General features: G+C 62.7%; 20 protein-coding genes. 6 read left to right on the top strand and 14 right to left on the bottom strand.

Annotation, left to right across the window (positions count from 1 at the left end):
- Nucleotides 1–19 precede the first annotated feature (19 nt).
- From E1H16_RS08350 to E1H16_RS08330, 5 genes are all read left to right on the top strand, one after another.
- Nucleotides 20–1,174, top strand: a complete 1,155-nt coding sequence (locus E1H16_RS08350) for an energy-coupling factor transporter transmembrane component T (protein ID WP_134323237.1) — start codon at nucleotides 20–22, stop codon at nucleotides 1,172–1,174.
- Nucleotides 1,171–2,769, top strand: coding sequence for an ABC transporter ATP-binding protein (locus E1H16_RS08345; RefSeq protein WP_134323236.1), 1,599 nt, complete (start codon nucleotides 1,171–1,173; stop codon nucleotides 2,767–2,769). Before E1H16_RS08350 ends, E1H16_RS08345 begins: the two co-directional genes overlap by 4 nt.
- The gene (locus E1H16_RS08340; RefSeq protein WP_208378930.1) at nucleotides 2,762–3,667 is read left to right on the top strand and encodes an ECF transporter S component; all 906 of its coding nucleotides are present in this window, start codon (nucleotides 2,762–2,764) and stop codon (nucleotides 3,665–3,667) included. The genes E1H16_RS08345 and E1H16_RS08340 overlap by 8 nt, the downstream gene beginning before the upstream one ends.
- Complete coding sequence (locus E1H16_RS08335; protein ID WP_134323235.1) at nucleotides 3,664–5,007, top strand: bifunctional adenosylcobinamide kinase/adenosylcobinamide-phosphate guanylyltransferase; 1,344 nt, start codon at nucleotides 3,664–3,666, stop codon at nucleotides 5,005–5,007. Before E1H16_RS08340 ends, E1H16_RS08335 begins: the two co-directional genes overlap by 4 nt.
- Nucleotides 5,008–5,093: 86 nt before the next feature.
- Nucleotides 5,094–6,746, top strand: coding sequence for an HNH endonuclease signature motif containing protein (locus tag E1H16_RS08330; protein WP_134323234.1), 1,653 nt, complete (start codon nucleotides 5,094–5,096; stop codon nucleotides 6,744–6,746).
- A 50-nt stretch (nucleotides 6,747–6,796) separates the two neighbouring features.
- Here E1H16_RS08330 and E1H16_RS08325 read toward each other — a convergent pair whose 3' ends face one another.
- On the bottom strand, nucleotides 6,797–7,882 hold the full coding sequence (locus E1H16_RS08325; protein WP_134323233.1) for a DNA polymerase domain-containing protein: 1,086 nt from the start codon (nucleotides 7,880–7,882) through the stop codon (nucleotides 6,797–6,799).
- A gap of 111 nt (nucleotides 7,883–7,993) precedes the next feature.
- Here E1H16_RS08325 and msrB point away from each other — a divergent pair, with 111 nt between their 5' ends.
- On the top strand, nucleotides 7,994–8,407 hold the full coding sequence (gene msrB / locus E1H16_RS08320; RefSeq protein ID WP_134323232.1) for a peptide-methionine (R)-S-oxide reductase MsrB: 414 nt from the start codon (nucleotides 7,994–7,996) through the stop codon (nucleotides 8,405–8,407).
- Between the two features lie 85 nt (nucleotides 8,408–8,492).
- On the opposite strand, the gene E1H16_RS08315 is transcribed toward msrB, so the two are convergent.
- From E1H16_RS08315 to hemE, 13 genes are all read right to left on the bottom strand, one after another.
- The gene (locus E1H16_RS08315; protein ID WP_134323231.1) at nucleotides 8,493–10,031 is read right to left on the bottom strand and encodes an acyl-CoA carboxylase subunit beta; all 1,539 of its coding nucleotides are present in this window, start codon (nucleotides 10,029–10,031) and stop codon (nucleotides 8,493–8,495) included.
- Nucleotides 10,028–10,237, bottom strand: coding sequence for a biotin/lipoyl-containing protein (locus E1H16_RS08310; protein WP_134323230.1), 210 nt, complete (start codon nucleotides 10,235–10,237; stop codon nucleotides 10,028–10,030). Before E1H16_RS08310 ends, E1H16_RS08315 begins: the two co-directional genes overlap by 4 nt.
- Nucleotides 10,238–10,239: 2 nt before the next feature.
- Nucleotides 10,240–11,607, bottom strand: a complete 1,368-nt coding sequence (locus E1H16_RS08305) for an acetyl-CoA carboxylase biotin carboxylase subunit (protein WP_134323229.1) — start codon at nucleotides 11,605–11,607, stop codon at nucleotides 10,240–10,242.
- Complete coding sequence (locus E1H16_RS08300; protein ID WP_166741678.1) at nucleotides 11,604–13,304, bottom strand: AMP-binding protein; 1,701 nt, start codon at nucleotides 13,302–13,304, stop codon at nucleotides 11,604–11,606. Before E1H16_RS08300 ends, E1H16_RS08305 begins: the two co-directional genes overlap by 4 nt.
- Before the next feature lie 117 nt (nucleotides 13,305–13,421).
- A complete protein-coding gene (locus tag E1H16_RS08295; RefSeq protein WP_134323227.1) occupies nucleotides 13,422–14,285 on the bottom strand; it encodes an ABC transporter permease subunit in 864 nt (287 codons plus the stop codon).
- Entirely contained in the window at nucleotides 14,285–15,229 is a 945-nt protein-coding gene (locus E1H16_RS08290) for an ABC transporter permease (RefSeq protein ID WP_134323226.1), read from the bottom strand. Before E1H16_RS08290 ends, E1H16_RS08295 begins: the two co-directional genes overlap by 1 nt.
- Nucleotides 15,226–16,203, bottom strand: coding sequence for an ABC transporter ATP-binding protein (locus tag E1H16_RS08285; protein WP_243837790.1), 978 nt, complete (start codon nucleotides 16,201–16,203; stop codon nucleotides 15,226–15,228). The genes E1H16_RS08290 and E1H16_RS08285 overlap by 4 nt, the downstream gene beginning before the upstream one ends.
- An 11-nt stretch (nucleotides 16,204–16,214) precedes the next feature.
- Entirely contained in the window at nucleotides 16,215–17,195 is a 981-nt protein-coding gene (locus tag E1H16_RS08280) for an ABC transporter ATP-binding protein (RefSeq protein ID WP_166741676.1), read from the bottom strand.
- A gap of 15 nt (nucleotides 17,196–17,210) precedes the next feature.
- Entirely contained in the window at nucleotides 17,211–18,722 is a 1,512-nt protein-coding gene (locus E1H16_RS08275) for an ABC transporter substrate-binding protein (RefSeq protein WP_166741675.1), read from the bottom strand.
- 323 nt (nucleotides 18,723–19,045) lie between these two features.
- Nucleotides 19,046–19,723, bottom strand: coding sequence for a TetR/AcrR family transcriptional regulator (locus tag E1H16_RS08270; RefSeq protein WP_166741674.1), 678 nt, complete (start codon nucleotides 19,721–19,723; stop codon nucleotides 19,046–19,048).
- Between the two features lie 164 nt (nucleotides 19,724–19,887).
- Entirely contained in the window at nucleotides 19,888–20,658 is a 771-nt protein-coding gene (hemQ, locus tag E1H16_RS08265) for a hydrogen peroxide-dependent heme synthase (protein WP_134323221.1), read from the bottom strand.
- Nucleotides 20,651–22,081, bottom strand: coding sequence for a protoporphyrinogen oxidase (gene hemG / locus E1H16_RS08260; RefSeq protein ID WP_134323220.1), 1,431 nt, complete (start codon nucleotides 22,079–22,081; stop codon nucleotides 20,651–20,653). Before hemG ends, hemQ begins: the two co-directional genes overlap by 8 nt.
- Before the next feature lie 5 nt (nucleotides 22,082–22,086).
- Nucleotides 22,087–23,130, bottom strand: a complete 1,044-nt coding sequence (hemE, locus tag E1H16_RS08255; protein ID WP_134323219.1) for a uroporphyrinogen decarboxylase — start codon at nucleotides 23,128–23,130, stop codon at nucleotides 22,087–22,089.
- Nucleotides 23,131–23,184: the final 54 nt, after the last annotated feature.

The raw sequence follows: 23,184 nt of genomic DNA, 5'->3' as shown, positions 1-23,184 counted from the left end.
CCGGTTCCGTACAACGCCCATGCGCCCCCAGCACCTCGTCACCTATCCCCGCGCCCTGCATCCCGTGGCGTGGTGGTTGTGGGCGCTGGGACTCATCGCCGCCGCTAGCCGAACCACGAACCCCATCCCGCTGCTGTTCATCATCGCGGTGACCTGGTTCGTCACCTCGGCCCGCCGCCCAAACACACCCTGGGCATCTTCGTACGCGATGTTCTTCCGGCTCGCGCTCCTGGTCATCGCGATCCATCTGATCTTCCAGATGCTGTTCGCCGGCAATACTCAAGGAACCCGGCTGCTGTTCACACTCCCGGAAGTTCCGCTACCCGAATCGACTGGGCTGCGGATCGGCGGGGCGATCACGCTCGAGGCAGTGCTGACCGCGTTGTACGTCGCCCTCCAACTCGCGGCCATCTTTTGTTGTATCGGCGCGGCCAATGCCCTCGGTAGCGCCCGTCAGCTCCTGCGGTACGTCCCTGGGGCGCTGTACGAAATCGGCGTCGCCTGCATCATCGCGCTGACCTTCGCCCCCCAGCTGCTTACCGACGCGCGCCGGGTTCGCGATGCGGCTCGCTTGCGCGGCGGCCCGCACGGCCGGTTCAGGCGGCTGGGACGGCTCGCGATGCCCATGCTGGAAGGGGTATTGGAACGCTCGGTCGATCTCGCGGCAGCGATGGACGCTCGGGGCTATGGCCGCACGACGGTGCACAACCCGCGCGCGCGGCGGCTCACCATCGCGATGGTGCTCGGCGGCGCGCTCGGCTGCTGTATCGGCTTGTATGGCCTGCTCAGTGGCGCGGACGGCGCCTGGACGGGTCTGCCGATGCTGTTGGTCGGTGCTGCACTGGCGCTCGCCGGGCTGGTGCGCGGCGGACGACGCACCGGTCGTACGCGGTATCGACCTGATCCGTGGGCCCTGCCGGAATTCCTGGTGTCCGGGGCCGGTATTGCTGCAGCGACGCTGATGTTCGTCCAGGTCGGCGTGGCGCCGGAAGACCTCGTGCTGGGCTCGATCACTACAGTGCCGCCTGTCCCCGTGCTAGCTCTACTCGGCATCCTGATTGCGGCGCTCCCGGCGTTCGTGGCGCCGCCGCCACCGCGCAACGGATCCCGGTTCGGTGAGCGTCGGGGCCCCGACCCGGCCGCGGCTGTGGATCATGCCGGGACCGCGTCATGATTCGCTTCGATCGGGTGACTGTCGCCTACGCCGACGCGTCAGGCCCCGCGTTGAGCAAAGTCGAGTTCGAGATCGACGAAGGCGAGATGACCCTCGTGATGGGCCGCACCGGCAGCGGCAAGTCCACGCTGCTGCGCGCGATCAACGGCTTGGTTCCGCACTTCTCCGGCGGCACCATGGCCGGTCAGGTCACCGTGGACGGACGATCGACGCAGACGCACCGGCCCCGGGATCTAGCCGACGTCGTCGGGTTCGTGGGACAAGATCCCCTGTCCGGCTTCATTACCGACAACGTCGAGGATGAACTCGCGTACTCGATGGAATCGCTCGGGATTGCCCCGTCGGTGATGCGACGCCGCGTGGAAGAAACGCTCGATCTTCTTGGGCTCGCGGATCTGCGTGGGCGTCCGCTCGCGCATCTGTCCGGTGGCCAGCAGCAGCGAGTGGCAATCGGCGCTGTGCTCACTCCCCATCCGCGCGTACTGGTGCTCGATGAGCCGACGTCCGCACTGGATCCGCTCGGCGCCGAAGACGTGCTCGCGACGCTGCAGCGGCTCGTGCACGACCTGGGCATGACGGTGGTGCTCGCCGAACATCGACTCGAACGGGTCGTACCGCACGTGGACCGCGTGATTTACGTGCCCGGGAACGGATCGGAGGTCGAACTCGGCGTACCGCACGACATCATGTCGCGAGCTCCGATCGTGCCGCCGGTAGTTCAACTCGGGCGTATCGCCGGGTGGAGCCCGCTGCCCTTGACGGTGCGCGATGCCCGCCGACGGGCGCACGATCTGCGTGCGGGTCTCGCCGGCATTCCGGCACCCGAACACGCACCGGCGGCGCTTGGCGACGTCGTACTGGCGGTGTCCGACCTGGTGGCTGGGTTCGCTCGCCAGCCGGTGCTCAACGGCGTGGACTGCAGCGTCCGTGGCGGCGAAGTGGTAGCACTCATGGGGCGAAACGGCGCCGGGAAGTCCACCTTGTTGCGCTCGATTGCGGGACTCCATAAAGCCTCACACGGTACGGTCGCCGCCACCAACGTCGGGCTCGTGCCGCAGGTCCCCGCCGACTTGCTCTACGCACCGACCGTCGGCAAGGAATGCGCGATGTCGGATCGGGACGCACAGGCGGCGACGGGAACAACACGTGGGCTGCTGGATCGACTCGCGCCTGGAATCGCCGACGCACACCACCCCCGGGACCTGTCGGAGGGCCAAAAGCTGTGCCTCGCGCTGGCGATCGTGTTGGCCTCCGAACCGCGAGTGATACTGCTGGATGAGCCGACGCGCGGCCTGGACTACGACGCCAAGCAACAATTGGTGCGTATCTTGCGGTCGTTAGCGGCCGAGGGAAACGCGGTGCTGTTGGCGACACATGATGTCGAACTCGTGGCGGAGGTCGCCTCGCGCGTACTCCTGCTTGGCGACGGCGAGATCGTGGCTGACGGGCCCGTCGCGCAGATCGTGAGTTCCTCACCGGCGTTCGCCCCACAAACGGTGAAGGTGCTCGCACCGCAGCAATGGCTTACCCCAGGTGATGTCGCCGTCGCGCTCGCGGCAGCCCCAGCGAACAGAACGGGTGAGTCTGATGGCTGATATGCGGCTGATCCGCATCCGATGGCCGGCGGCTCTGCTGCTCACCCTCGCGAGCATCATTACCCTCGCTGCGTTCGGTTGGCCGTTCGTCTTCGAGACCGCCGAGCTCGCGCGCGCCAGTTCGCACAGTACCGACGCACCCTGGATCTTCGCCGCGGTGCTTCCGCTGATGGCAGCGATCCTGCTGGCCGAACTTAATGCGGGTCACATCGATGCCAAGGCGATAGCGCTGCTGGCGTTGCTGTCCGCGGTCGGCGGCGCGCTGCGGGTGTTCGCGCCAGGGGTTGCCGGGCTCGAGCCAAGTTTCGCCTTGATCCTGCTCGGGGGCTGCGTTTTTGGTCGCGGGTTCGGCTTCGTTCAAGGCGCGCTTTCGCTGTTTCTCGGGGCGCTCCTCACCGGCGGCGTTGGGCCGTGGCTGCCGTTCCAAATGATGGCGGCGGGCTGGGTCGGCTTCCTCGCCGGCTGTTTGCCTCGCATGCGTCCGCGCGTGGAGATCTGGTCTCTTGGTGCATTGGGATTCGTACTCGGATTGTTCTACGGGGCGCTGATGAACCTGTGGTTCTGGCCCTTCGGTTACTACGGTGATGCGCTGAGTTTCGTCGCCGGCGCGACCCCGATGGAGAATCTAGTCAACTACGGCCGCTATTACCTGACGACGTCAGCGATCTGGGACGTCGCGCGGGCGAGTTTCACACTCGTACTCATCGTGTTGGTCGGTGCGCAGATTTTACGTGCGCTGCGACGCGTATCGCGGCGCGCCGCGTTCGATGCGCCCGTCCGGTTCGAGCCCGCCGAGCCTGTGCGCCGAGTCGAGGCGATCGGCGTAGTGCGGGAATCCTTGGCCCTGAATGACACGCCGCATACTGAGCGGAGCCACGAGTTACGGAGGCACCAATGATTCAGGTCCTGGGCACGGGATCGGCCGATGGCTGGCCCAACCCGTTCTGCCGGTGCGCGTCCTGTTCGTCGGCGCGGGCGTTGGGTGTCATTCGCGCGCAGACCTCGGTACTTCTCGACGACTTCATGCTGGACTTCGGTCCTGATACCGCTCGCAGCGCCGAACGTGCCGGCGTATCGCTGGATCGGGTTCGGCACGTACTACTCACGCACAATCATCCGGATCACACAGCACCGGCGTTCTTGCTGTACCGATCCTGGGTCACCGGCGACGCCACGCTCGACGTGATTGGTCCCCCATCGGTCATTGCACACGCCCGTATGTGGCTGCCACCGGACACGCCGGTCACCTTCTATGAGGTCGTCCCGGGCGATGTACTCGACCTCGCCGGCGGACGGGTACGCGTCCTGGAGGCTGCGCACGATGACGACGCGGTGCTGTACGACGTAGCCGCTCCCAGTGGCCGGGTCTTCTACGCCACGGACACCGGTCCGCTGCCGTCCTCGACAGTGGCCGCCACCACGGGAGCGGCGTACGACGTGGTCTTTCTCGAGCAGACGTTCGGACACTTCACCGCGCACGGCACGGCTCACTTGGACCTGCCGAGTTTCGCCGATCAGCTCCGTCGGTTGCGCGCCGTACGCGCCGTCGTCGACTCAACGGAGGTGATCGCGGTGCATTTGTCTCATCACAACCCGCCACTGCCAGAACTTGAGCGCCAGCTGGCGTCGTACGGCGCGCGCGTCGTCCCTGATGGCTCGGTGATTTCGTCAGGGGCGGCGCAGACGACCCCTGTAACGCCCGAGGTGCTGCGCACACTGGTCATCGGTGGCGCACGCAGCGGGAAATCGCTCGAGGCGGAGCGAATGCTCGCAGCAGAGGACGACGTGACCTATGTGGCGACGTCGTACCCACGCTCGGACGATCCCGAGTGGGTCGAGCGCGTGACGCTCCATCAGCGACAGCGACCGGCGCACTGGACAACGCTCGAAACGCTGGACCTGACCAGCGTGCTCAGTGCGGACGGCGGCCCGCTCCTCATTGACTGCCTTACCTTGTGGCTCACTCGAATACTGGATCGGCACAACGGTTGGGACGACCACGCATGGGAATCTGGCGCCGCCGACGCGGTTGCAGCCGAAGTCAACGAACTCGTCCATGCCTGGCGCAGTACCCGGCGACGCGTCGTCGCGGTAACAAACGAGGTCGGTCAAGGATTGGTGCCGGCCGAACGATCGTTGCGCAGATTTCGCGACGAGATGGGCCGGCTCAATGCCGCTATCGCAGCGGTCAGCGACGAGGTGCGCTTCTGCGTCGCCGGCCGCGTCATTCCCGTTTGACGCTGACTCCACGCGGTTGACGAGGAGCCCCTGACCTGCGACAGGACAGCTGACGCGCGGCCCGCTGACCGCCTATAATCGAACACATGATCGAAGGACACGCAGAATGGGTGGTCCCGGGTGTGACTACCGCCGCGGATCGTTCTCCCGATCACTGTGCGCGCGAGGTCGAGACCACGGAACCTCCCGCGAGCGTGCAGGCTGCACTCCGATTGATCAACTCGGGGGTCGATGCGCTGTTAGCCCTCAATGATCACGAGGAGCTCGGGTGTCTCGACTTGCCGTCTCTCGCCGCGTCAATCCGCGCGTTCGAGAAGACCCGCAACCGTCTCGTCAGTGTGGATCATGCACTGCTCCATGCGGCCGCACGCGGTCACCTCGAGCAGTTCACTGGCGCGCGTAGCACCGCGCACGCGCTTGCCCAGATCACCCGCGTCACCCGGGCCGAGGCCAAGGAGCGGTTGCAAGCGGCCGGCATGGTGGCTCCGATTATCACGCTTGGCGGCGAGCGCCTCCCTAGCCGACTACCGGCGACTGCCGATGCTCAACGCCTCGGTGACGTGTCGGCAGCACAGGCGCGAGTCATTGGAGCGTGCATTCGTGACCTCGATGTCGCCACCGTGCAGGACGACGCCTGCCGCGATGCCGAGGCCGCGCTGGTGCAATACTGCGCGGCATTCAACCCAGCCGAACTCCGCACGATCGCCAACACGATCCTGGACGTCCTAGTGCCGGATGGCAAACCACCCCGCGACGCCTTGGTCCGGGCACGTCGCGGCGTCACTCTGGGCACCGAACGTTCCGACGGCTCGTGCACGATCAGCGGGGTCCTCACCAAGACCTTGCGGGCGAAACTGCACGCCACTCTCAGCCCGTTGGCTGCGCCGAAGCCGGCTCACGACGGTATCGGCGACGACCGTACGCACGTACAGCGCATGCATGATGCGCTCGAAGACCTCTGCGACCGCCACATTCGAACCGGTGAGTTACCCGGCAGCAACGGCGCGCGCGCCGGCGTCATGATCATCGCGCAGCTCGACGACCTAATGACGCACCTCGATCAACATGCGCAAGGCCTCGAGTTCCCTGTCACCCGATCGACTGACTCCCCTTCCTTCCGTACGAGCGACGGACGCGTCCTGAGCTTCGCTGAATTCCTCAAGCTCGCCGACAACGCCGAGGTGATTCAGACGTTCATGAGCAAAGCCGACGGAATCGTGGCGTACGGCCGCGATCGTCGTTACGCGACTCCACGGCAGTGGAACGCGCTCATCGCGCGTGATCGCGGATGCAGCTTCCCGGGTTGTGATGCACCGCCGCAATGGTGCGAAGCACATCATGTCGTTCCATGGCTGCTCGGCGGGAACACCGATCTGGACAACCTCGCTCTTGTGTGCGGTTATCACCATCGAGAGTTCGAATCGCAGGGCTGGGAGTGTCGAATGATCCGTGGGATGCCGCACTGGCTCCCACCGTCCTGGATCGATCGCGAGCGCGCCCCACTCCAGAACCATGAGCATGCCACCCGCCCGTTGCACCCTCAGCAGGTGACAAGCGCGTTGAACGACGCCTACCGCGTAGCCCAACAGGATGACGAACTCCAAGAACGCGCCTCAGGGGCGACGGCACGGCTGGGCCCGCAGCGCGTTCACATCATCACAGCGCTGCACGACCGTCAGATCAACAATGCCATCACCAGTTGGATCGAACACGCGCTGACCACCCGGCTAAACCAGTAGGTCAGCCGGCCGTCGGTCATCGACCTCGCCGAACCCGACCCTTCGAACTCCTAGGGTTCTATCCGGTTGCCGTCGGCGTCCCAATGTTCGGCAACCTTCTTACTCGGCTGAACCCGCGGAGGCTCGCCCGGCATCTTGGGATAGTCCGGCGGAAAGTTCAGCTCTCCGCCTGGATGCTTCTCCCACAGCTCCAGTAGTGGCTCAAGTGGATACGCCACCTCATCCATGTCCTGCCACGGGTCGCCGTCCGCCAGGTACTCGGGAATGTTCGCGAGCGTGTATTGCGCGGGGTCGTTCACCTCTGCGAGTCGATCCCAACTCAGCGGCGTGCTCACAGGAGCACCTGGACGCGCGCGCAGACTCCAGGCGCCGGCGATGCTTCGATCTCGATTGTTTTGATTGAAATCGAGGAACACCCGCTCGCCACGTTCCTCTTTCCACCACGCGGTCGTCACGCCGCCGTCGCGGAGTTCCAATTCACGCCCAATCCCAATTGCGGCGTGCCTAACCTGCTCGAAGGTGTACTGAGCTCGAATACGGACGTAGATATGTACGCCGCGGCTACCGCTCGTTTTCACGTAGCCACGCATCCCGAGCTCGTCCAGGAGCTCTCGAGTCACGGACGCAATCCGTTTAATATCCGTGAACGACGTGCCCGGCTGCGGATCAAGATCGAGCCTGAGCTCGTCCGGGCGGTCGACGTCCCGTCGGCGTACCGGCCACGGATGAAAAGTCAGCGTACCCATCTGTGCTGCCCACACCAATGCCGCTGGTTCGCTCGGACACAATTCGTCGGCTTGGCGACCACTCGGGAAGGTGACCTTAACGGTCTCGATAAAGTCAGGCGCACCCCGCGGGAGTCGTTTTTGGTAGAAGCCATCGGCGCCGGCGTCCTTGGGGCCGACTGCGAGGCGCATCCCCTCCCGCCAACCATCTGGCCATCGCTCCATCGCCGTCGGTCGCTGACCGATCGACCGCATCATGACGTCCCCGACAGCGGCGTAGTACTTGCACACGTCGAGCTTGGTGATCTGCGCGGTTGTCCGAGTTGCCTCGTACACGACACGATCGGGGCTGGAGACCCGCACCTCGCGTTGTCCGGCAGACACGAATGCCGCTGTCGTCTTCTTTGCCATGACGTCACGGTAGCGGGCAGGGCAGTGTATTGCGCGCGGACGTGGCCCTGAATTGCGGCGGCCGTATTGCGACGGGTGCATCTTTCGTGGCGTTCGTCGTACCGTAGAGATATGACCGAGACTCAGCAGCCAGCCGTCACCAAGTCCGAGCAGCAGTGGCGCGAACAGCTCACGCCCGCCGAGTACGCCGTACTGCGGCAGGCCGGCACCGAGCGTCCCTTCACCGGGGAGTACACCGATACCGAAACTGAAGGCGTCTACAGTTGCCGCGCCTGCGGCGCCGAACTGTTCCGCAGCGATACCAAGTTCCACAGCCACTGCGGCTGGCCCAGTTTCTTCGCGCCGTCCGACACCGACGCCGTCATCCTCAAGGAGGACGACTCCCTCGGTATGCGTCGCGTCGAGGTGCTGTGCACCTCGTGCCACTCACACCTCGGACACGTGTTCCACGGCGAGGGCTACGACACCCCCACCGACGACCGCTACTGCATCAACTCGATCTCGCTGACCCTCGAGCCCAAGTAGCGCCCGCGCAGGTCTGCGGTGGTTCAGGCCTGGATATTTCGCGCCGAACCAGGCCCAATCCACCGCAGGTGAGCCGGGTATTCCGTTAGCCTCGGAATCCCCAAGAACTCCTCCCGGGACGCCGAAGTGGTGCCGCCAGATTCGCGAACTCACACAGCAGGGCGCGGGTGTCTCTCGGATCGATAATCTCCTCCACGCCGAAATCTTCAGCGGTTAACATCGGGCTGCGCACGGCGTCCATCTCCGCGATGAGCCTGGCCCGCTCAGCTGCCGGGTCATCGCTGTTCTCGATATGCGAGCGGAACGCCGCATCAACGCCACCCTCATTCGGAAGTGACCCCCACTCTGCCGACGGCCATGCGTAGCGAATCTGCACCCGTTCCGCGTTGCTGTGCGCCGCGCCGCCGACCCCGAATGCCCGACGAATAATGATCGAGCACCACGGCACTGATGCTTGGTAGACCGCGGACGTGGCTCGAACTGCGTATCTCATGGTGCCGGCACGCTCGGCCTCGGACCCAATCGGAAGCCCTGGTTGATCGACGAGATGGACAACAGGGAGGTGGAAAGTCTCTGCCAGATCCGCGAACCATTCGGTCTTGCGAGCACCGTCCGCGGTGAATGCGGCCCCGTATCTGGCGTCGGTCGACAGAACAGCCACTGGCCAGCCGTCGAGACGAGCGAGGCCGGTAACAATGGACCTTCCCCAATTCTTACCCATCTCGAAGAACGAACCTTTATCCACGATGGTCTCGATAATCGGACGGATCGCGTGCGGTTTGCGACGATTACGCGGAATGGCAGATAACAGCGATTCGTCGCGACGACGTGGGTCGTCCGTGAGTTCAGCGCGGGGTGGCAATTCGTACACCGAACTAGGCAGATAGGACAAGAAGCGGCGAGCTTGCTCGAACGCCTCCGACTCAGAGTCCACAGCGTCCAGCACCGTGCCATTACGAGTCTGGATCGCTGCGCCGCCAAGCGACTCTTTATCGATCGTCTCGCCCTGACGCGCAACTAGCGGGGGCCCGCCGGCAAAAGCTTGGGACGTCCCCCTCACCATCACCGAGTAGTGGCTCGCAGACACACGTGCGGCGGCGATACCACCACACGGCCCCATGGCAAGTGCGACTACCGGAACAGTGGACAGGTTCGACACCAGATAGTCCCAGCCCGGATTCGCCGGTACGTAGGTGCGCCCGATCGCTTCCAGTGTCTTGATCGATCCCCCACCGCTTTCGACGAGCCGAACCAACGGGAGGCGATACTCATTAGCCAGCTTCTCCGGGTAGATCGTCTTGCCGGACTCGGTAATCTCCACCGAACCGCCACGAACCGTGAAATCATCACCCACGACGACCACTGGTCGACCATCGATCGTGCCGCGGCCACAGACCGTATTAGCCGGGACGAATGACGATCCGTCCCGTCGTCCGGCGATCGAACCCGTTTCTCTAAAGCTTTCCGGGTCGAAAAGTTGCGAGATCCGTTCACGAACGGTCTGGCGGCCTCGGTCGTGCTGTTTCTGCACGGCGTCCTCGCCGCCCATCTTTGCCGCGATCCGTTGACGTTCACGAAGATCGGCGACCTCTGCCGCCCACGAGGTTGCCTCCACGTCGGTCATCGGAGTACCGCCACGGTGTCACCCTCGTCAACCAGGTCGCCGACGGCGACGCCGACGCTCTCGATTGTCCCCGCCGACGTCGACTCGATAGGAACCTCCATCTTCATCGACTCCAAGGTGACCAGCACCGTGCCACTTGCCACCTCGGCTCCGACCGCGACGTGCACCTCCACCACACTGCCGCTGACGTCAGCTTCGACCTTCATATCTACTTCCCTTCCTTAATCAGTTTCATCAGATCCTCGACGATCCGTGTGTCATAGCCGCCGCGTTGAAACTGCGGGGAACTCAACAAGGTCTCGAGGAAGGCATGATTGGTCTTTGGACCTTCAATCCGGAACCGCTCGAGTGCGCTCGACGCTCGCTCGATAGCGCACGATCGGGTATCGGCGTGCACACACAGCTTCGCGAGCAGTGGGTCGAATACTGGCGTCACGGTGTTCCCGCTTTGGTAGGCCGACTCCACGCGAATCCCCGCACCGCTCGGCTCCTGCCAGCTGACTATCTGCCCCGGACTCGGTCTGAAGGTCAGCGGGTCTTCGGCATTGATGCGCAATTCGATTGCATGGCCCGACAGTGAAACCTCGCCGAGAACGAAGCCGGGCTCGTCGCCGCAAGCCACCCGCAGTTGCTCGGCAACGAGATCGATGCCGGTAATGAGTTCGGTGACTGGATGCTCCACCTGCAAACGCGTGTTCATCTCACAGAACACGAACGTGCCCTGCACAGTGTCGATCAGGAACTCAACGGTTCCGGCGCCGCGATACTCGATGGCCTGTCCGACGGTGCGTGCTGCTTCGTGCAGAGCCGAACGCTGTTGCACAGTGAGTCCAGTTGCGGGCGCCTCTTCAACGACCTTCTGATGACGGCGCTGTACCGAACAGTCACGATCGCCGAGCACGATGACCGATCCGTCGTTCAGACCAAGTACCTGCACCTCGATGTGGCGGGCATTCTGAATGAACTGCTCGATGACGACCCCACCGCCGCCAAAGAGCCGGTCGGCGTGAGAGTTCGCGGCGGCGTACGCCGAGCGAACACCCTCGAATGTGGTCGCTACCTGCATTCCGATTCCACCACCGCCCAATGCCGGCTTCACCATCACCGGCAGCCCGGCCGACGCCGCGACCTGCACGGCGATGTCCTCGTTATCCACTCGGCGGTAGCTTCCAGCGGCAACGGGAACCCCCATACCGGAGACGACCTCACGCGCCGCCGACTTATCTCCCATCATCGCGATGAGCTCGGGTGTCGGGCCGATCCAGACCGCCGAAGATTGGGTGATCGCCCTGGCGAAGTCAGCACTCTCAGACAGAAACCCGTAGCCTGGATGCACCGCGGATGCATCGAGCCGCGTAGCGATATCGGTGATCTTCGGCCCGTTCAGGTACGTGTCCGTGATGCGTCCGCTACCCAATGAGACCGACTCATCGGCCTCGGCCACGAACGGGAGCTCTCGATCGATCTCGTCGAAAATCGCGATCGACCGGACGCCTAACTCCTTGCAGGTCCGAATAACACGACGGGCGATCTCGCCACGATTAGCGATCAGTACAGAATCGAACAACACGCTCACCGGCCGTCATGGAACATGTTGCGAAGCTTGAATCGCTGTATTTTCCCTGTCGGGGTTGTGGGCACCTCGGGCACGACTACGACACGCTGTGGCCGCATGAACCGAGGCAGATTCTGCTCGCACCACTGGAATACCTCGACCGAGGTGAGAGATTCGGCCCCGGTGACGCAAAGCCCGATATCGTCCTCAGCGGCATCGGCGCTCGGGTAGGGAACAGCAACGGCATCACCAACGCCCGGGCAACCAGACACCAGGTCCTCCAAGTGCTGAGTAGACACATTCTCACCGCGGCGTCGAATCCGATCCCCCATCCGGTCGACGAAGTACCACAAACCGTCCTCATCGACGTACACGGCATCGCCTGTGTGGAACCACAGATTCCGCCACGACTCCATAGTCGCATCGGCCTTCCCCAGATAGCCGTCAGCGAGCAAGGACGGTGCACGAGGGCGCAGGACCAATTGACCGATCTCGCCCACGGCGCATTCCTCGTCCTCGACGTCGTGCACTCGCGCATCGAAAAATGACGTCGGCCGACCCATGAATCCTGTCTGTGTAATACCGGCGCCTGAGAACACCGGCGCTCCGAGTCTCTCGAGCGTTGACGCCATCTCGGCGTGGGTACGTCCGACATACAGTTCGTGCGGGGTTCCCTCACCTTGCGCACATTCTTCCAACAGTCCAAACATCGCGAGTCCGGCCTCGGTCTGTCCGAACCCGGTCGTCACGAAATCGAACCCGAACCGCGAAGCCACGTCCCGATGATTCCCCGGCAACGGCTGCATATGAACCTTGTTGAGGGAGTTTCGTCGATCCTCATCGCGTGGGTCCGATGCCATGAGCCACGGCACCATTACGCCCACGAGCGTTGCCGCCGTGGCTCCGGATTGGTCGATTCGATCCCAGAACTGGGAACTGCTGAACTTGCGCCAGAGCGCGACCGCAGCGCCCGCCCACACCGCTCGTGCCACATTGAAGAATGCCGCACCCACGTGGAACATGGGCAGGTCGCTGTACACGACGTCATCCTCAGTGAGGATGTGGCTTGGGTAGTACGCGTACTGGTACATCCAGCGATAACTCTCCACCACGCCCTTCGAGCGGCCCGTCGTACCCGAGGTGTAGATGATGTTCGCCGTATCCGCGTAATGCACTTTGAGGTTACGAGGCTCCGCCTGCTCGAGGAACCTTCCGCCGTCCAACGCCTCCAACGAGGCCAACTCCTGTGGCACAGCCGTGTTACGCGCCTTCGGCCAACTGGCGGCGTCGTGCAGAACAGTGACGAACGATGACGCGAGTTGATCCTTAACGTCCACGATCGCCCGAGCGAGCGACTCTTCAGTAACAAGCATTTTCGGATCTGTGTCGTCGATCTGGTACGTCAGCAAGTCGCCGAAGTACATCGTGTTGATCGGACAATACACACCGCCGGCCTTCCAGATGCCGAACATCCAGACTGCTGCGATTGCAGGATCTTCCACCAACAGACTTACCCTGTCACCTTTGGTGATCCCGGCGTCGATGAGCCGCGACGCCAGCGAGTCAGTGGTGCGCGCGAACTCGCCGTAGGTCCACCGCGTGTCTCGTTCTCCGTCGTAGAGGAACAACTTCTCGGGGTGACTAGCTGCCCACCTGTCAAGCACCTCGGTAACGATCTCGTCATCTCGCGATATCAGGTCATCGATGCTCGCTGACATGTCGTACTCCATTTCGTTAGGTCATTTATCGGGGTAAATAAACGCCGGCGTCTCGGCCTGCTTGTGCGCTATATCTAGAGATCTGCGCACCTAACCCGGTGCGGTACGGCGAGATAATCACTTACGCTTCGGATCAAGTACTCGCTGGATATCGTCACCGACAATGTTCAGCGCAAACACGGTGAGCGCGATCGCGATGCCTGGCACAAAGATCTGTAACGGCGCTTGCTCCAGGAACGTATACGAGCGGGCTAACACCGAGCCCCATGATGCAGTTGGTGGCTGAACGCCGAGCTGCAGAAAGCTCAGGCTCGCCTCCGCGATGAGCGCGAACCCCATGAGAATGGCAATCTGCACCAGAACTGGCTGAATGACGTTGGGCAGGACGTGCGGCAGGATCATGCGACGTACGCCGCGCGCTCCGAAGGACCGTGCCGCCTCTATGAATGTCTCCCCTTTTATCGCCATCGTCTGCGCCCGCGCGAGCCGAAGGATCGTCGGGGCAATCACCACCCCGACGGCTGCCATCGCAGTGATCACGTTCGGTCCGAGCGCCGCGGTAATACCGATCGCCAGGACGATCGCGGGAAATGACATGACGGCGTCAACTACACGCATGATGACCGAGTCGGTCATTCCCCCGACGTACCCCGCGAGTATGCCGAGCGGTAAGCCGATCACCACGGCAATCGACACCGCTAGCAGTGATGCCAGGATCGATACTCGGGCGCCGTAGATCATCCGGCTGAGTACGTCGCGGCCAAGGTCGTCGGTGCCCAGCGGATGGCTGCCGCTCGGTGAGAGCAGAACTGCATCCAGGTCCTGATAGTTGGGCGAATGCGGAGCCAATAGCCCGGCGAAGACTACGAGAATGGCCATCGCCGCGAGGATCGCGTAGCTGGCCCAGATCAAGGTCCGGCCCCGGCGCCTTATCTTGGTAGGTTGGGTCGGGGCAGCAGGTGCTGTATCCAGTATCGACATCAGGCAATCCTTGGATCGAGCAGCCGATACGAAATATCGACTACCAGGTTGACGAGAAGGACCACGATCGCCGCGACAAACACGATCGCCTGGATGACCGGGTAGTCCCGTTGACTAGTTGCCTCGACCACAAGGGTTCCTATTCCAGATAATCCGAAGACTGCCTCGACCACGACCGCACTGCCAAGGAGCCTGGACACCTGCAGCCCAATGATCGTCGCGAGCGGAATACCCGAGTTCTTCAATGCGTAACGCCAGATAATGACGCCTTGCGGAACCCCTTTCGCACGATGCGTCCGGATGTAATCCGCCGAGAGGTTCTCGATCATTGCGCTGCGAACCTGCCTGGCGATCTCCGCGCCGCCTACCAAGCCGAGCGCGATCGCTGGCAGTACCAGACCGTACAACGCTGCGGCGGGATCTTCGGCCAAACTAACCCCGCCCGGGCCGGGGAACCAGCCCAGCCCCAGCGCAAACACCATGATCAGCATCATGCCGAGCCAGAAGTTCGGAATCGCGATGCCCAGCGTCGATCCCGTCGTCAGGAAACGATCCAGCCGAGAATCAGGTTTGGACGCCGCGACGACGCCGCTTGGTAGGCCTACGCAAATCGCAACGACAAGCGCGAACAAGGCGAGGATCAGCGTGAGTGGCAGACGATCGAAAACGACATTAGCAACGGGCTCACCCGTTCTCAACGAGGTACCCAAATCCCCGGAGAATGCATTGATCGTCCAACTGAGGTACTGCGCTGGCAGCGATCGATCGAGCCCGAGTTCCTGCCGAATTTCGGCAATGCGCTCCGGCGTAGCGTATTCACCCGCCAAGGACACGGCTGGATCGCCAGGAATGAGCCGCTGCAACAGGAAGATGATCAGCGTTGCCAACAGCAGCGTTGGGATAGCGGATAACAGGCGCAGGCCAATGAGCCGAGAGATCCTCATGACACCACGCCATCAACAAGCGATGAGTCGTCCCCGTACAGCGCCGCGGTCCGCAGGCATGCGGACGCGTGAGCTGGCGCCACCTCGCCGAGTTTGGGCACGTCCACGGCACAGAGTTCGAGAGCATGTGGGCAGCGAGTTCGGAAACGGCATCCGGACGGCGGCGACATAGGACTCGGAATGTCACCGTCCAGGATGATCCTGTGCCGCGACGTGCCCGTTACATCTAGTTGCGCTGACAGTAACGCTTCACTGTAGGGGTGGCGCGGCCGCTCAAAGATTTCATCTGTCGGCGCCTGCTCCACAAGTTTTCCTACGTACATGACATTGACGCGATCCGCGACGTGGCCGACGACCGCGAGGTCGTGGCTAATGAACACGATCGTGAGGTGACGCTCGACCTTGAGATCCTGTAAGAGATTGAGAATCTCAGCTTGTAGCGCGACGTCGAGCGCCGCGACCGACTCGTCGCAGATCAGCATCTCAGGCTCAGATACCAGCGCACGGGCGATGTTGGCTCGCTGCTTCTGCCCGCCACTCAATTGATGTGGATATCGAGCAGCGTGCGACTCGGTCAACCCGACGTCGGCAAGCGCCGTCATCACCACGTCCGAACGCCGACGCTTATCACCGATGTTCAGCACATCCAACGGCTCACGCACGCTACTTCCGATGGTTCGACGCGGATCAAGTGCGCTGTGTGGATCTTGGAATATCATCTGAACGGAGCTGGTGAACGTTCTGCGCTGAGCGCGGGAGAACGAGGCTGTATCGTCGCCTCGCCACCGGACACTGCCGCTACTGACCGGAACCAAGCCCGTGAGCGCACGCGCCAATGTCGACTTGCCGGATCCGCTTTCCCCGATAAGACCGAGGGTTTCACCTGCGATGATGTCGACGGATACGTCGTCAACTGCTGTCACGAACTTGCGCCTGCCCACGGGAAAGCGAACGGAGACCCCGTCCAGGCTCATCAACGTTTCCATCACCGAGCACCCGCAAGCTCTAGTTCTTGCGCTCGCACGCAGCGCACGTGTCGTCGGGAATCGAGGTAGGAACGCAATGTCTGCGGTTCACCACAGACCGACTCGGCATGACTGCATCGCTCAGCGAACACGCACCCGGCGATCTCTTCTCCTGGTGGTGGCACGCGGCCAGGAATGGTCGGAAGCCGCTTGCCGCGCGAATCAGCGGATGGCAAGGCCGCCAACAGACCCGCCGTATACGGATGCGCCGGAACGGCCAGCACCTCTCGGACCGGACCTTGCTCGACGACTCTTCCTGCATACATCGTCACCATTCGGTCGCAGGTCTCGGACACGACCCCTAGATCATGCGTCACAAACAGCACGGCCATTCCTCGTTCTCGCGCCAGCCCCTTGATCAGCTCTAGAAGTTGAGCCTGAATCGTGACGTCCACAGCCGTGGTGGGTTCGTCGGCTATCAGCAGCTTCGGCGCACACGCCAACGCGATGGCGATGACCACCCGTTGGCGCATTCCGCCGGACATCTCATGTGGATACGAGCGCATCCGAGCCTGCGGATCCGGAATCCCGACCTGGTCCAAAAGGCGCACAGCCTCCTCGGCCGCTTGATGTTTGGCCATCTGCTGCCGCAACCTCAGCGTTGCGCTCAGCTGATGACCGATCGAGAACACAGGATCGAGCGCGGTCATGGGCTCCTGGAAGATCATCGCGAGTTGCGGAGTCTGCCCGGAAGGCCGACGGCCCTTCTCATTCCATAACGACGAGCCATCGAACGACGCTTTGCCATCGACCCGCGCGTTTCGCGGATCAAGCAACCCCATGAGCGCCAGCGAAGTTACCGTCTTGCCGCTGCCGCTCTCACCGACCAACCCGACAATCTCACCGTGGTCAATCTCCAGAGAAACCCCGTGTAGCGCCTGAACGCTGTCGGCTCCCTGACCGAAATGTACAACTAGGTCGTCAACTTTCAGTAGTGACACTGTCCCCACCAATCCTCAGCCGATCGTCACGCCGATGAGCTTGGGTTTGCCCAGCAGATTCGAAGTCAGTCCTGTTACGTCGTCGCTGTGGCCGATGAGTAGGTCTGAGAATGCAAGCGGCAATGCCGAGGTGTTCTCAAAGACCGATTCCGCAGCCCCGTCCAAGCCAGGTTTGCGCTTCTCCGGCTCAAGTGACTCATCCGATGCAGCCAGCGCGTCTGACATACCAGGTGTGCCAGCGCCGGCGTTATAGAACGAGTCTTCGGTAAACAGCGACCGATAGGTCATGGCAGGATCCGGCCGCCCCGTCCACACCGACAAGTAGCCTTGCGCGAGCTTGTCCACGAAGAAATCGTTCGTGGCCTGCACGAGTTCGCGCGGCATGAGGTTCACGGTGACCCCGACGTTTTCCCATTGCTGTTGGAGCACCTCGGCGGTACGTACGGTAGCCGAATCGGCGTTGGTGATGATGTCGAACTGCAGGTCGCTCACACCGGCCTCCGCCAAGAGCGACTTAGCCTTGTCTGGATCGAAATCCGCCTTCACGCTGCTCGGCGGCGTCGCCCAGTAGTCCTCGGGGACTATCCCAGCCGCAGGTGTACCGCGATCGAAGAATGCGCCCGAGAGTAAGGAATCACGATTGATGGCCAGGCTCAACGCACGCCGCACGTTCGGGTCGCTGAGTTCTTCCGAGGAGGTATTGAGGAACACGATGTTCAGCAGCATGCTGGGCGCCTGAAACAGTTCGACACCAGATGCGGCTTCGACTGTGGCCGCGTCAGATGCCGCGATCGCGAGTGCGAGGTCCTGCTGGCCCGACTTAAGTGACGTGACCCGGGTGGTCGGGTCGGTCAGCACATTGAAGTCGATGTTCTCGACCCGCACAGCTTCGCTGTCCCAGTAATCCGCAAAGCGCTTAACCTTCAGCGCCTCGCCGCGCTTCCAGTCCACATATTCCCAACCACCGGTGCCGATGGGATTCGCGCTCACGTCATCCTCGCCGGCCTTAGCGGCCGTCGGCGAGACCATCATGCCTGCGCGATCCGCAAGCACCATCAGGATGCTGGCATCCGGATCCGAAAGCTTGATCGTGACGGTCTGTGGATCGGTTACCTCGACCTCGGAGATTGACGAGAGATCGGCCGCCACGTTTGATCCTTCGCCACGACCACGCTCGAGGTTGTACTTCACTGCTTCCGCATCGAAATCGGTGCCGTCGTGAAACTTGACGCCGGTACGCAGATCCAATCGAAGTTCGGTTGGCGACACGAGCTCCCACGCCTCGGCAAGACCCGGCTGCGGCTGCATCTCAGCGTCGAACGAGATCAAGGTGTCGTAGATCGTGTACAGCATCACGTGGTCCAGCCCGGAATTTCCCTTGATCGGATCAAGAGATGAGATGTCGGCGCTGACGGCGATGCGCAACGTATCCGAGTCGCCACCCGACCCTCCGCTGCCGCATGCCGTGAGCAGCGCGAGCAGCGCGGCGATGGCCACGGCTCCTAGTCGCTTGCCTAGATTCCGCATCCTGTAGCTCCTTCGTTCGGCGCGCAGCGCGATGACCTGCGCCACATGCCGAGTTATACTGACAGGAATAAACCGACGCGTCAATAATGATCTGAAACGACGTTGAACCTTCGTCGCCGCGCTTGCGAACATGACAGTTCGCCAATATGTCGGAAGAGTATGAAGACAAGAATCGTCGACACCCCATGGTGTCGACGATTCTTCACAATTTCTGAAGACGAGACTTCTGACGACCGCTCAACTTCGACGGTTCTGTCGAGGAGGCGGCTGAGGAGTTGCGAACGCCGGTCTCGCGCCCCGTCACCGGTCGGTAGGCGTCGCGCTTAACTGCGTTTAGGTCTCTTCTTCGTACGCGTATCCGAGATCGTCGAAGACGAACCGATGAGACTTCGCATCAGTTGCTCAGTAAGCCCCTCGACGACATCCTGCTGCGATAGGCTTCCACCCTCTCGGAACCAGAACGCGGGCGATGCACACGCCTTAATCAAGGTAAAGACCGTCAAGCGCACCGGAGCCTCAACGAACGCGCCGCTGGTGATGCCTTCTTGCACCAGCTCGCTAAGGAGCTCCTCGTACCGCCGCTCGAGTTCGCGTACTTCCCGCGCACTACTGTCATCGAGGCCAACTATTCGCGGCAGCAGGATGACGTGCCGGCTGAGTTCCTCGAAATTTGTCTGAACGTGTGCCCGCAGAGCCTCGCGCATCCTCTCGGCGACCGGGACGGGCCTGGCGATGATTTCTGCGAGAGTCGCAGTCGCCTGGCCGACGGACTGAATTCGCGTGGCGACGATCAATTCAGCCTTACTCTGAAACTGGTAATACAACACGCCCTTGCTGACGCCCATTTCGCGCGCAACATCGGTCATCGTCGCATTTTCGTATCCAGTACGCGCAAATACGCGCGCCGCCGCAGCGATGATGTCTCGGCGTTGTTGCTCACGTTTCGCCGGGTTGCGGACCACGCCGCCTCGAAGTCCAACCTCCGCTTTCGATTTCGTCATGATTTCCTCCCGCCACTTGAGGCCACACCCTAACGTGCTCGCGGCCATCTACCGGTTCGCATGTATCGATGGCCCAAGTAGCACCCACGCAGATCTGCGGTGGTTCAGGCCTGGATACTTCGCTCGGGACCAGTCCCAAACCACCGCAGAATAAGGAATCCCGCCTACGGCAGGCGCGTGATGAGTTCGTTCAGTGACAGTTGCCGACCGGTGTAGAACGGTACTTCCTCACGAACGTGTCGGCGCGCTTCCGAGGCGCGCAGATCGCGCATCAAGTCAACGATCTGATGTAGTTCGTCGCACTCGAAAGCCAGGATCCATTCGTAGTCGCCCAGCGCGAACGCCGGCACCGTGTTAGCGCGAACGTCACCGTACGGCCGGGCCATCTGCCCATGCTCGCGCAGCATGTTGCGCCGTTCGTCGTCGGGCAGCAAATACCAGTCGTACGAGCGGATGAACGGATACACGCAGACATACCCGCGCGAGACCTCATCAGCCAAGAATGCGGGGAGGTGACTCTTGTTGAATTCCGCGGGGCGATGCAGCGCCATCTGTGACCACACCGGCACCAGGTGCTCACCTAGGTCGCTATTGCGAACCCGCTGATAAAGGTCCTGCAGCGCATCACTGGACGGTGCGTGCGACCAGATCATGAACTCCGCGTCCGCGCGGAAGCCGGATACGTCGTACACGCCACGCACCTTCACATCGTCATCGCGCAGCGCTTCGGCAAAGATCTCCTCGATCTGCTGCGCCGCGGACTCGCGCGAGCCGCGCAGGCCTCGCAACGACGGATCGACCTTGAACACCGACCACATCGTGTAGCGCGTAGTCGCGTTCAGTTCCTTGATCCGTTGTGCCTTCAGGTTTCCGGCATGCTCCGGCTGACCGTCAGCGCCTAGGCGATCCGCGACGTTTTCCGACAACTCATTCATCTCCCTCGATATGCTGCAGCACGCGTTGCGCTGCGGCGTCTGCGCTGTTGATACATCCAGGAATTCCGACACCGTCGTACGTCGCTCCGGCGACGGCGAGCCCGGAGACTGTCGCCACGTCAGCGCGGATCCGCGCCACCCGCGCCACATGCCCGACGTCGTACTGAGGCAGTCCACCGCCCCAACGCTGCACCAGCGAATCGATCGGCTCACCGGAGATATCACCGAGTACGGCGAGGTCGCGCCGTGCGAGGGTCACCAGATCCTCATCCGAGCGCTGCAGGACGCCCTCGTCGCCCACTCGACCGATCGACGCCCGCACGATAAACAGATCTTCGGAGGTCCTCACGTGCGGCCATTTGTTCGTCACGTATGTCGCGGCCTTAACCGTGGTTCCCTCACTGACCGGCACCAGCATCCCGCTTGTCGTCGGCGGCGGGTTGGCCAGATCGCCCACACGGTAGGCAAGTAGCACCACAGCCATACTCGCCGTAGCGACCTGAGACAGTTCCGCGGAGGCACGAGGCGCCAGATCGGTGAGCAGACGAGCCGCCTTCGGCGCCGACGTCGCCACCACCACCGATCGCGCGCGCACGAAATGAGGATCCGGGGCGGCGCCGGTCTCCACTACGAACTCATTGCCGTCGCGACGAATCTTGCGAGCCGGGCAGCGCAGGGTCACCGATAAGTCGCCAGCTGAAATGAGCCGATCCGGAATAACCCCAACGCCTCCGGTGACGGTCGCGAACACCGGCGCGTCGGAGCGAGGCGCAGCGGCTTTCGCTGCTTGCGCCGCCGCCATCAGCGACTCACTGGATCCCACCTGAGCCCACAACGCGGGAATCGTGGCCTTCAGTGATAGTCGGTCAGCACGACCCGCGTACACGCCAGCGAGCAGAGGTTCGACGAGCCGGTCGACCACCTCGGGCCCGAACTCCCCCGCTATCGCATCGCCTACGGACACATCCTCGTCGACCTCCAACGGTGCGCCACCGGCAGAAAGCCTCGCAATTCCAGCAGCACTGAGCAGACCGCTGTTCGCGATTGCCGTTACGTCAGTCGGGACGCCCATCAGCGTCTCGGCGGGAATCGGGTACCGCCCGCCTGCGGTGGCGATCTGTGATGCGGCAACGCCAGGATGGTGCACCTCACCGCTCAACCCGAGTTCTTCGATTAAGCGCATTCCCTCGTGGCGACGCGCTATGACGGCCTCGGCACCTACGTCGACCTGTACGCCGGCCAACGAACGCGCACGCAACTTGCCGCCGGCGTACGACGCGATATCGATGACGTGGACGTCGAGGTCGCCTCGGGCGCGGCGCAGGCGATATGCGGTCACCAGACCCGCGATACCGGCGCCGATGACCAGCACATCGCAGGATTTCGGCGGCTCCGCCAGCGGACGTTCGCGATCGATGCCCATCTGGGCTAGGCCGCCGTCAACTCATGTACGAGCGCAACGACTCGAGTCAGGACGTCGGGGTCGGTATCAGGCAGCACGCCGTGCCCAAGGTTGAAGATATGACCGGGGGCAGCGGCGCCCTCGGACAGGATTCGCCGCACCTCGGCCTCGATCACGGACCAATCCGCGAACAGTACGGCCGGGTCCAGATTTCCTTGGATCGCGTAACGGTCCCCCAAAAGGGCAGTCGCGGCGTCCAGCGGCGTACGCCAGTCGACGCCGACGACGTCAGCTCCTGTGGCAGCCATCGATTCGAGCAGTAAAGCGGTTCCGACGCCGAAATGGATCTTCGGCACCTCGTCTCCGACTGCGCTCATGATCCGCTGCGAATACGGAGCGACGTACCGCTCATAGTTGGCGCGCGATAGCGCCCCGGCCCACGAATCGAATAGTTGCACGGCGCTCGCGCCCGCGGCTACCTGCGCCTTGAGGAAGACCGTGGAGATATCGGACAAGCGGCTCAGCAGTAGGTCCCATGCCTGCGGGTCAGACATCATGAACGCCTTCGTCCGCTCATGATTACGCGACGGTCCGCCTTCTATGAGGTACGAGGCCAACGTGAATGGCGCGCCCGCGAAACCGATCAACGGCGTGTCGCCCAACTCAGCGGTGATCAGCCCGATCGCCTCTGAGATGAAGCCGATGTGCTCGTTGGTGAGTACCTCGATGGCTTCGACATCTGCACGGCTGCGGATAGGTTGCGCAATCACCGGGCCTACGCCCGGCTTGATGTCCAGGTCCATACCGAGGGCCTTGAGCGGCAGCACAATGTCCGAGAACAGGATCGCCGCGTCGACGTTGTGCCGCCGAACGGGCTGCAACGTGATCTCCGCCACCAGATCGGGTCGCATGCACGATTCGAGCATGTCGACGCCCTCACGGATCTGTCGGTACTCGGGCAGCGATCGACCTGCCTGGCGCATGAACCAGACGGGGACGTAAGCAGGCGTATGGCGTCTCGCGGCCGCGAGCAATGGCGCGGACGGCGAGGCCGAAGAATTCTCAGACATATCTCTGACATGATCCCACGTACCCCTGCGCGGCGCCCGTCGCCTCGGGCAACC

Origin of the sequence: Cumulibacter soli, assembly GCF_004382795.1 — a bacterium.
GTDB classification, from domain to species: Bacteria; Actinomycetota; Actinomycetes; order Mycobacteriales; family Antricoccaceae; genus Cumulibacter; species Cumulibacter soli.
The sequence above is the reverse complement of the archived record's forward strand: the minus strand, read 5'-3'. Positions and strand labels throughout refer to the sequence as shown.

What these genes read in the sequence shown, in the direction of transcription:
- E1H16_RS08350 (WP_134323237.1), top strand. Translation starts at nt 20, where the DNA reads ATGCGCCCCCAGCACCTCGTCACCTATCCCCGCGCCCTGCATCCCGTG.
- E1H16_RS08345 (WP_134323236.1), top strand. Translation starts at nt 1,171, where the DNA reads ATGATTCGCTTCGATCGGGTGACTGTCGCCTACGCCGACGCGTCAGGC.
- E1H16_RS08340 (WP_208378930.1), top strand. Translation starts at nt 2,762, where the DNA reads ATGGCTGATATGCGGCTGATCCGCATCCGATGGCCGGCGGCTCTGCTG.
- E1H16_RS08335 (WP_134323235.1), top strand. Translation starts at nt 3,664, where the DNA reads ATGATTCAGGTCCTGGGCACGGGATCGGCCGATGGCTGGCCCAACCCG.
- E1H16_RS08330 (WP_134323234.1), top strand. Translation starts at nt 5,094, where the DNA reads ATGATCGAAGGACACGCAGAATGGGTGGTCCCGGGTGTGACTACCGCC.
- E1H16_RS08325 (WP_134323233.1), bottom strand. Translation starts at nt 7,882, where the DNA reads ATGGCAAAGAAGACGACAGCGGCATTCGTGTCTGCCGGACAACGCGAG.
- msrB (WP_134323232.1), top strand. Translation starts at nt 7,994, where the DNA reads ATGACCGAGACTCAGCAGCCAGCCGTCACCAAGTCCGAGCAGCAGTGG.
- E1H16_RS08315 (WP_134323231.1), bottom strand. Translation starts at nt 10,031, where the DNA reads ATGACCGACGTGGAGGCAACCTCGTGGGCGGCAGAGGTCGCCGATCTT.
- E1H16_RS08310 (WP_134323230.1), bottom strand. Translation starts at nt 10,237, where the DNA reads ATGAAGGTCGAAGCTGACGTCAGCGGCAGTGTGGTGGAGGTGCACGTC.
- E1H16_RS08300 (WP_166741678.1), bottom strand. Translation starts at nt 13,304, where the DNA reads ATGTCAGCGAGCATCGATGACCTGATATCGCGAGATGACGAGATCGTT.
- E1H16_RS08295 (WP_134323227.1), bottom strand. Translation starts at nt 14,285, where the DNA reads ATGTCGATACTGGATACAGCACCTGCTGCCCCGACCCAACCTACCAAG.
- E1H16_RS08290 (WP_134323226.1), bottom strand. Translation starts at nt 15,229, where the DNA reads ATGAGGATCTCTCGGCTCATTGGCCTGCGCCTGTTATCCGCTATCCCA.
- E1H16_RS08285 (WP_243837790.1), bottom strand. Translation starts at nt 16,203, where the DNA reads ATGAGCCTGGACGGGGTCTCCGTTCGCTTTCCCGTGGGCAGGCGCAAG.
- E1H16_RS08275 (WP_166741675.1), bottom strand. Translation starts at nt 18,722, where the DNA reads ATGCGGAATCTAGGCAAGCGACTAGGAGCCGTGGCCATCGCCGCGCTG.
- E1H16_RS08270 (WP_166741674.1), bottom strand. Translation starts at nt 19,723, where the DNA reads ATGACGAAATCGAAAGCGGAGGTTGGACTTCGAGGCGGCGTGGTCCGC.
- hemQ (WP_134323221.1), bottom strand. Translation starts at nt 20,658, where the DNA reads ATGAATGAGTTGTCGGAAAACGTCGCGGATCGCCTAGGCGCTGACGGT.
- hemG (WP_134323220.1), bottom strand. Translation starts at nt 22,081, where the DNA reads ATGGGCATCGATCGCGAACGTCCGCTGGCGGAGCCGCCGAAATCCTGC.
- hemE (WP_134323219.1), bottom strand. Translation starts at nt 23,130, where the DNA reads ATGTCTGAGAATTCTTCGGCCTCGCCGTCCGCGCCATTGCTCGCGGCC.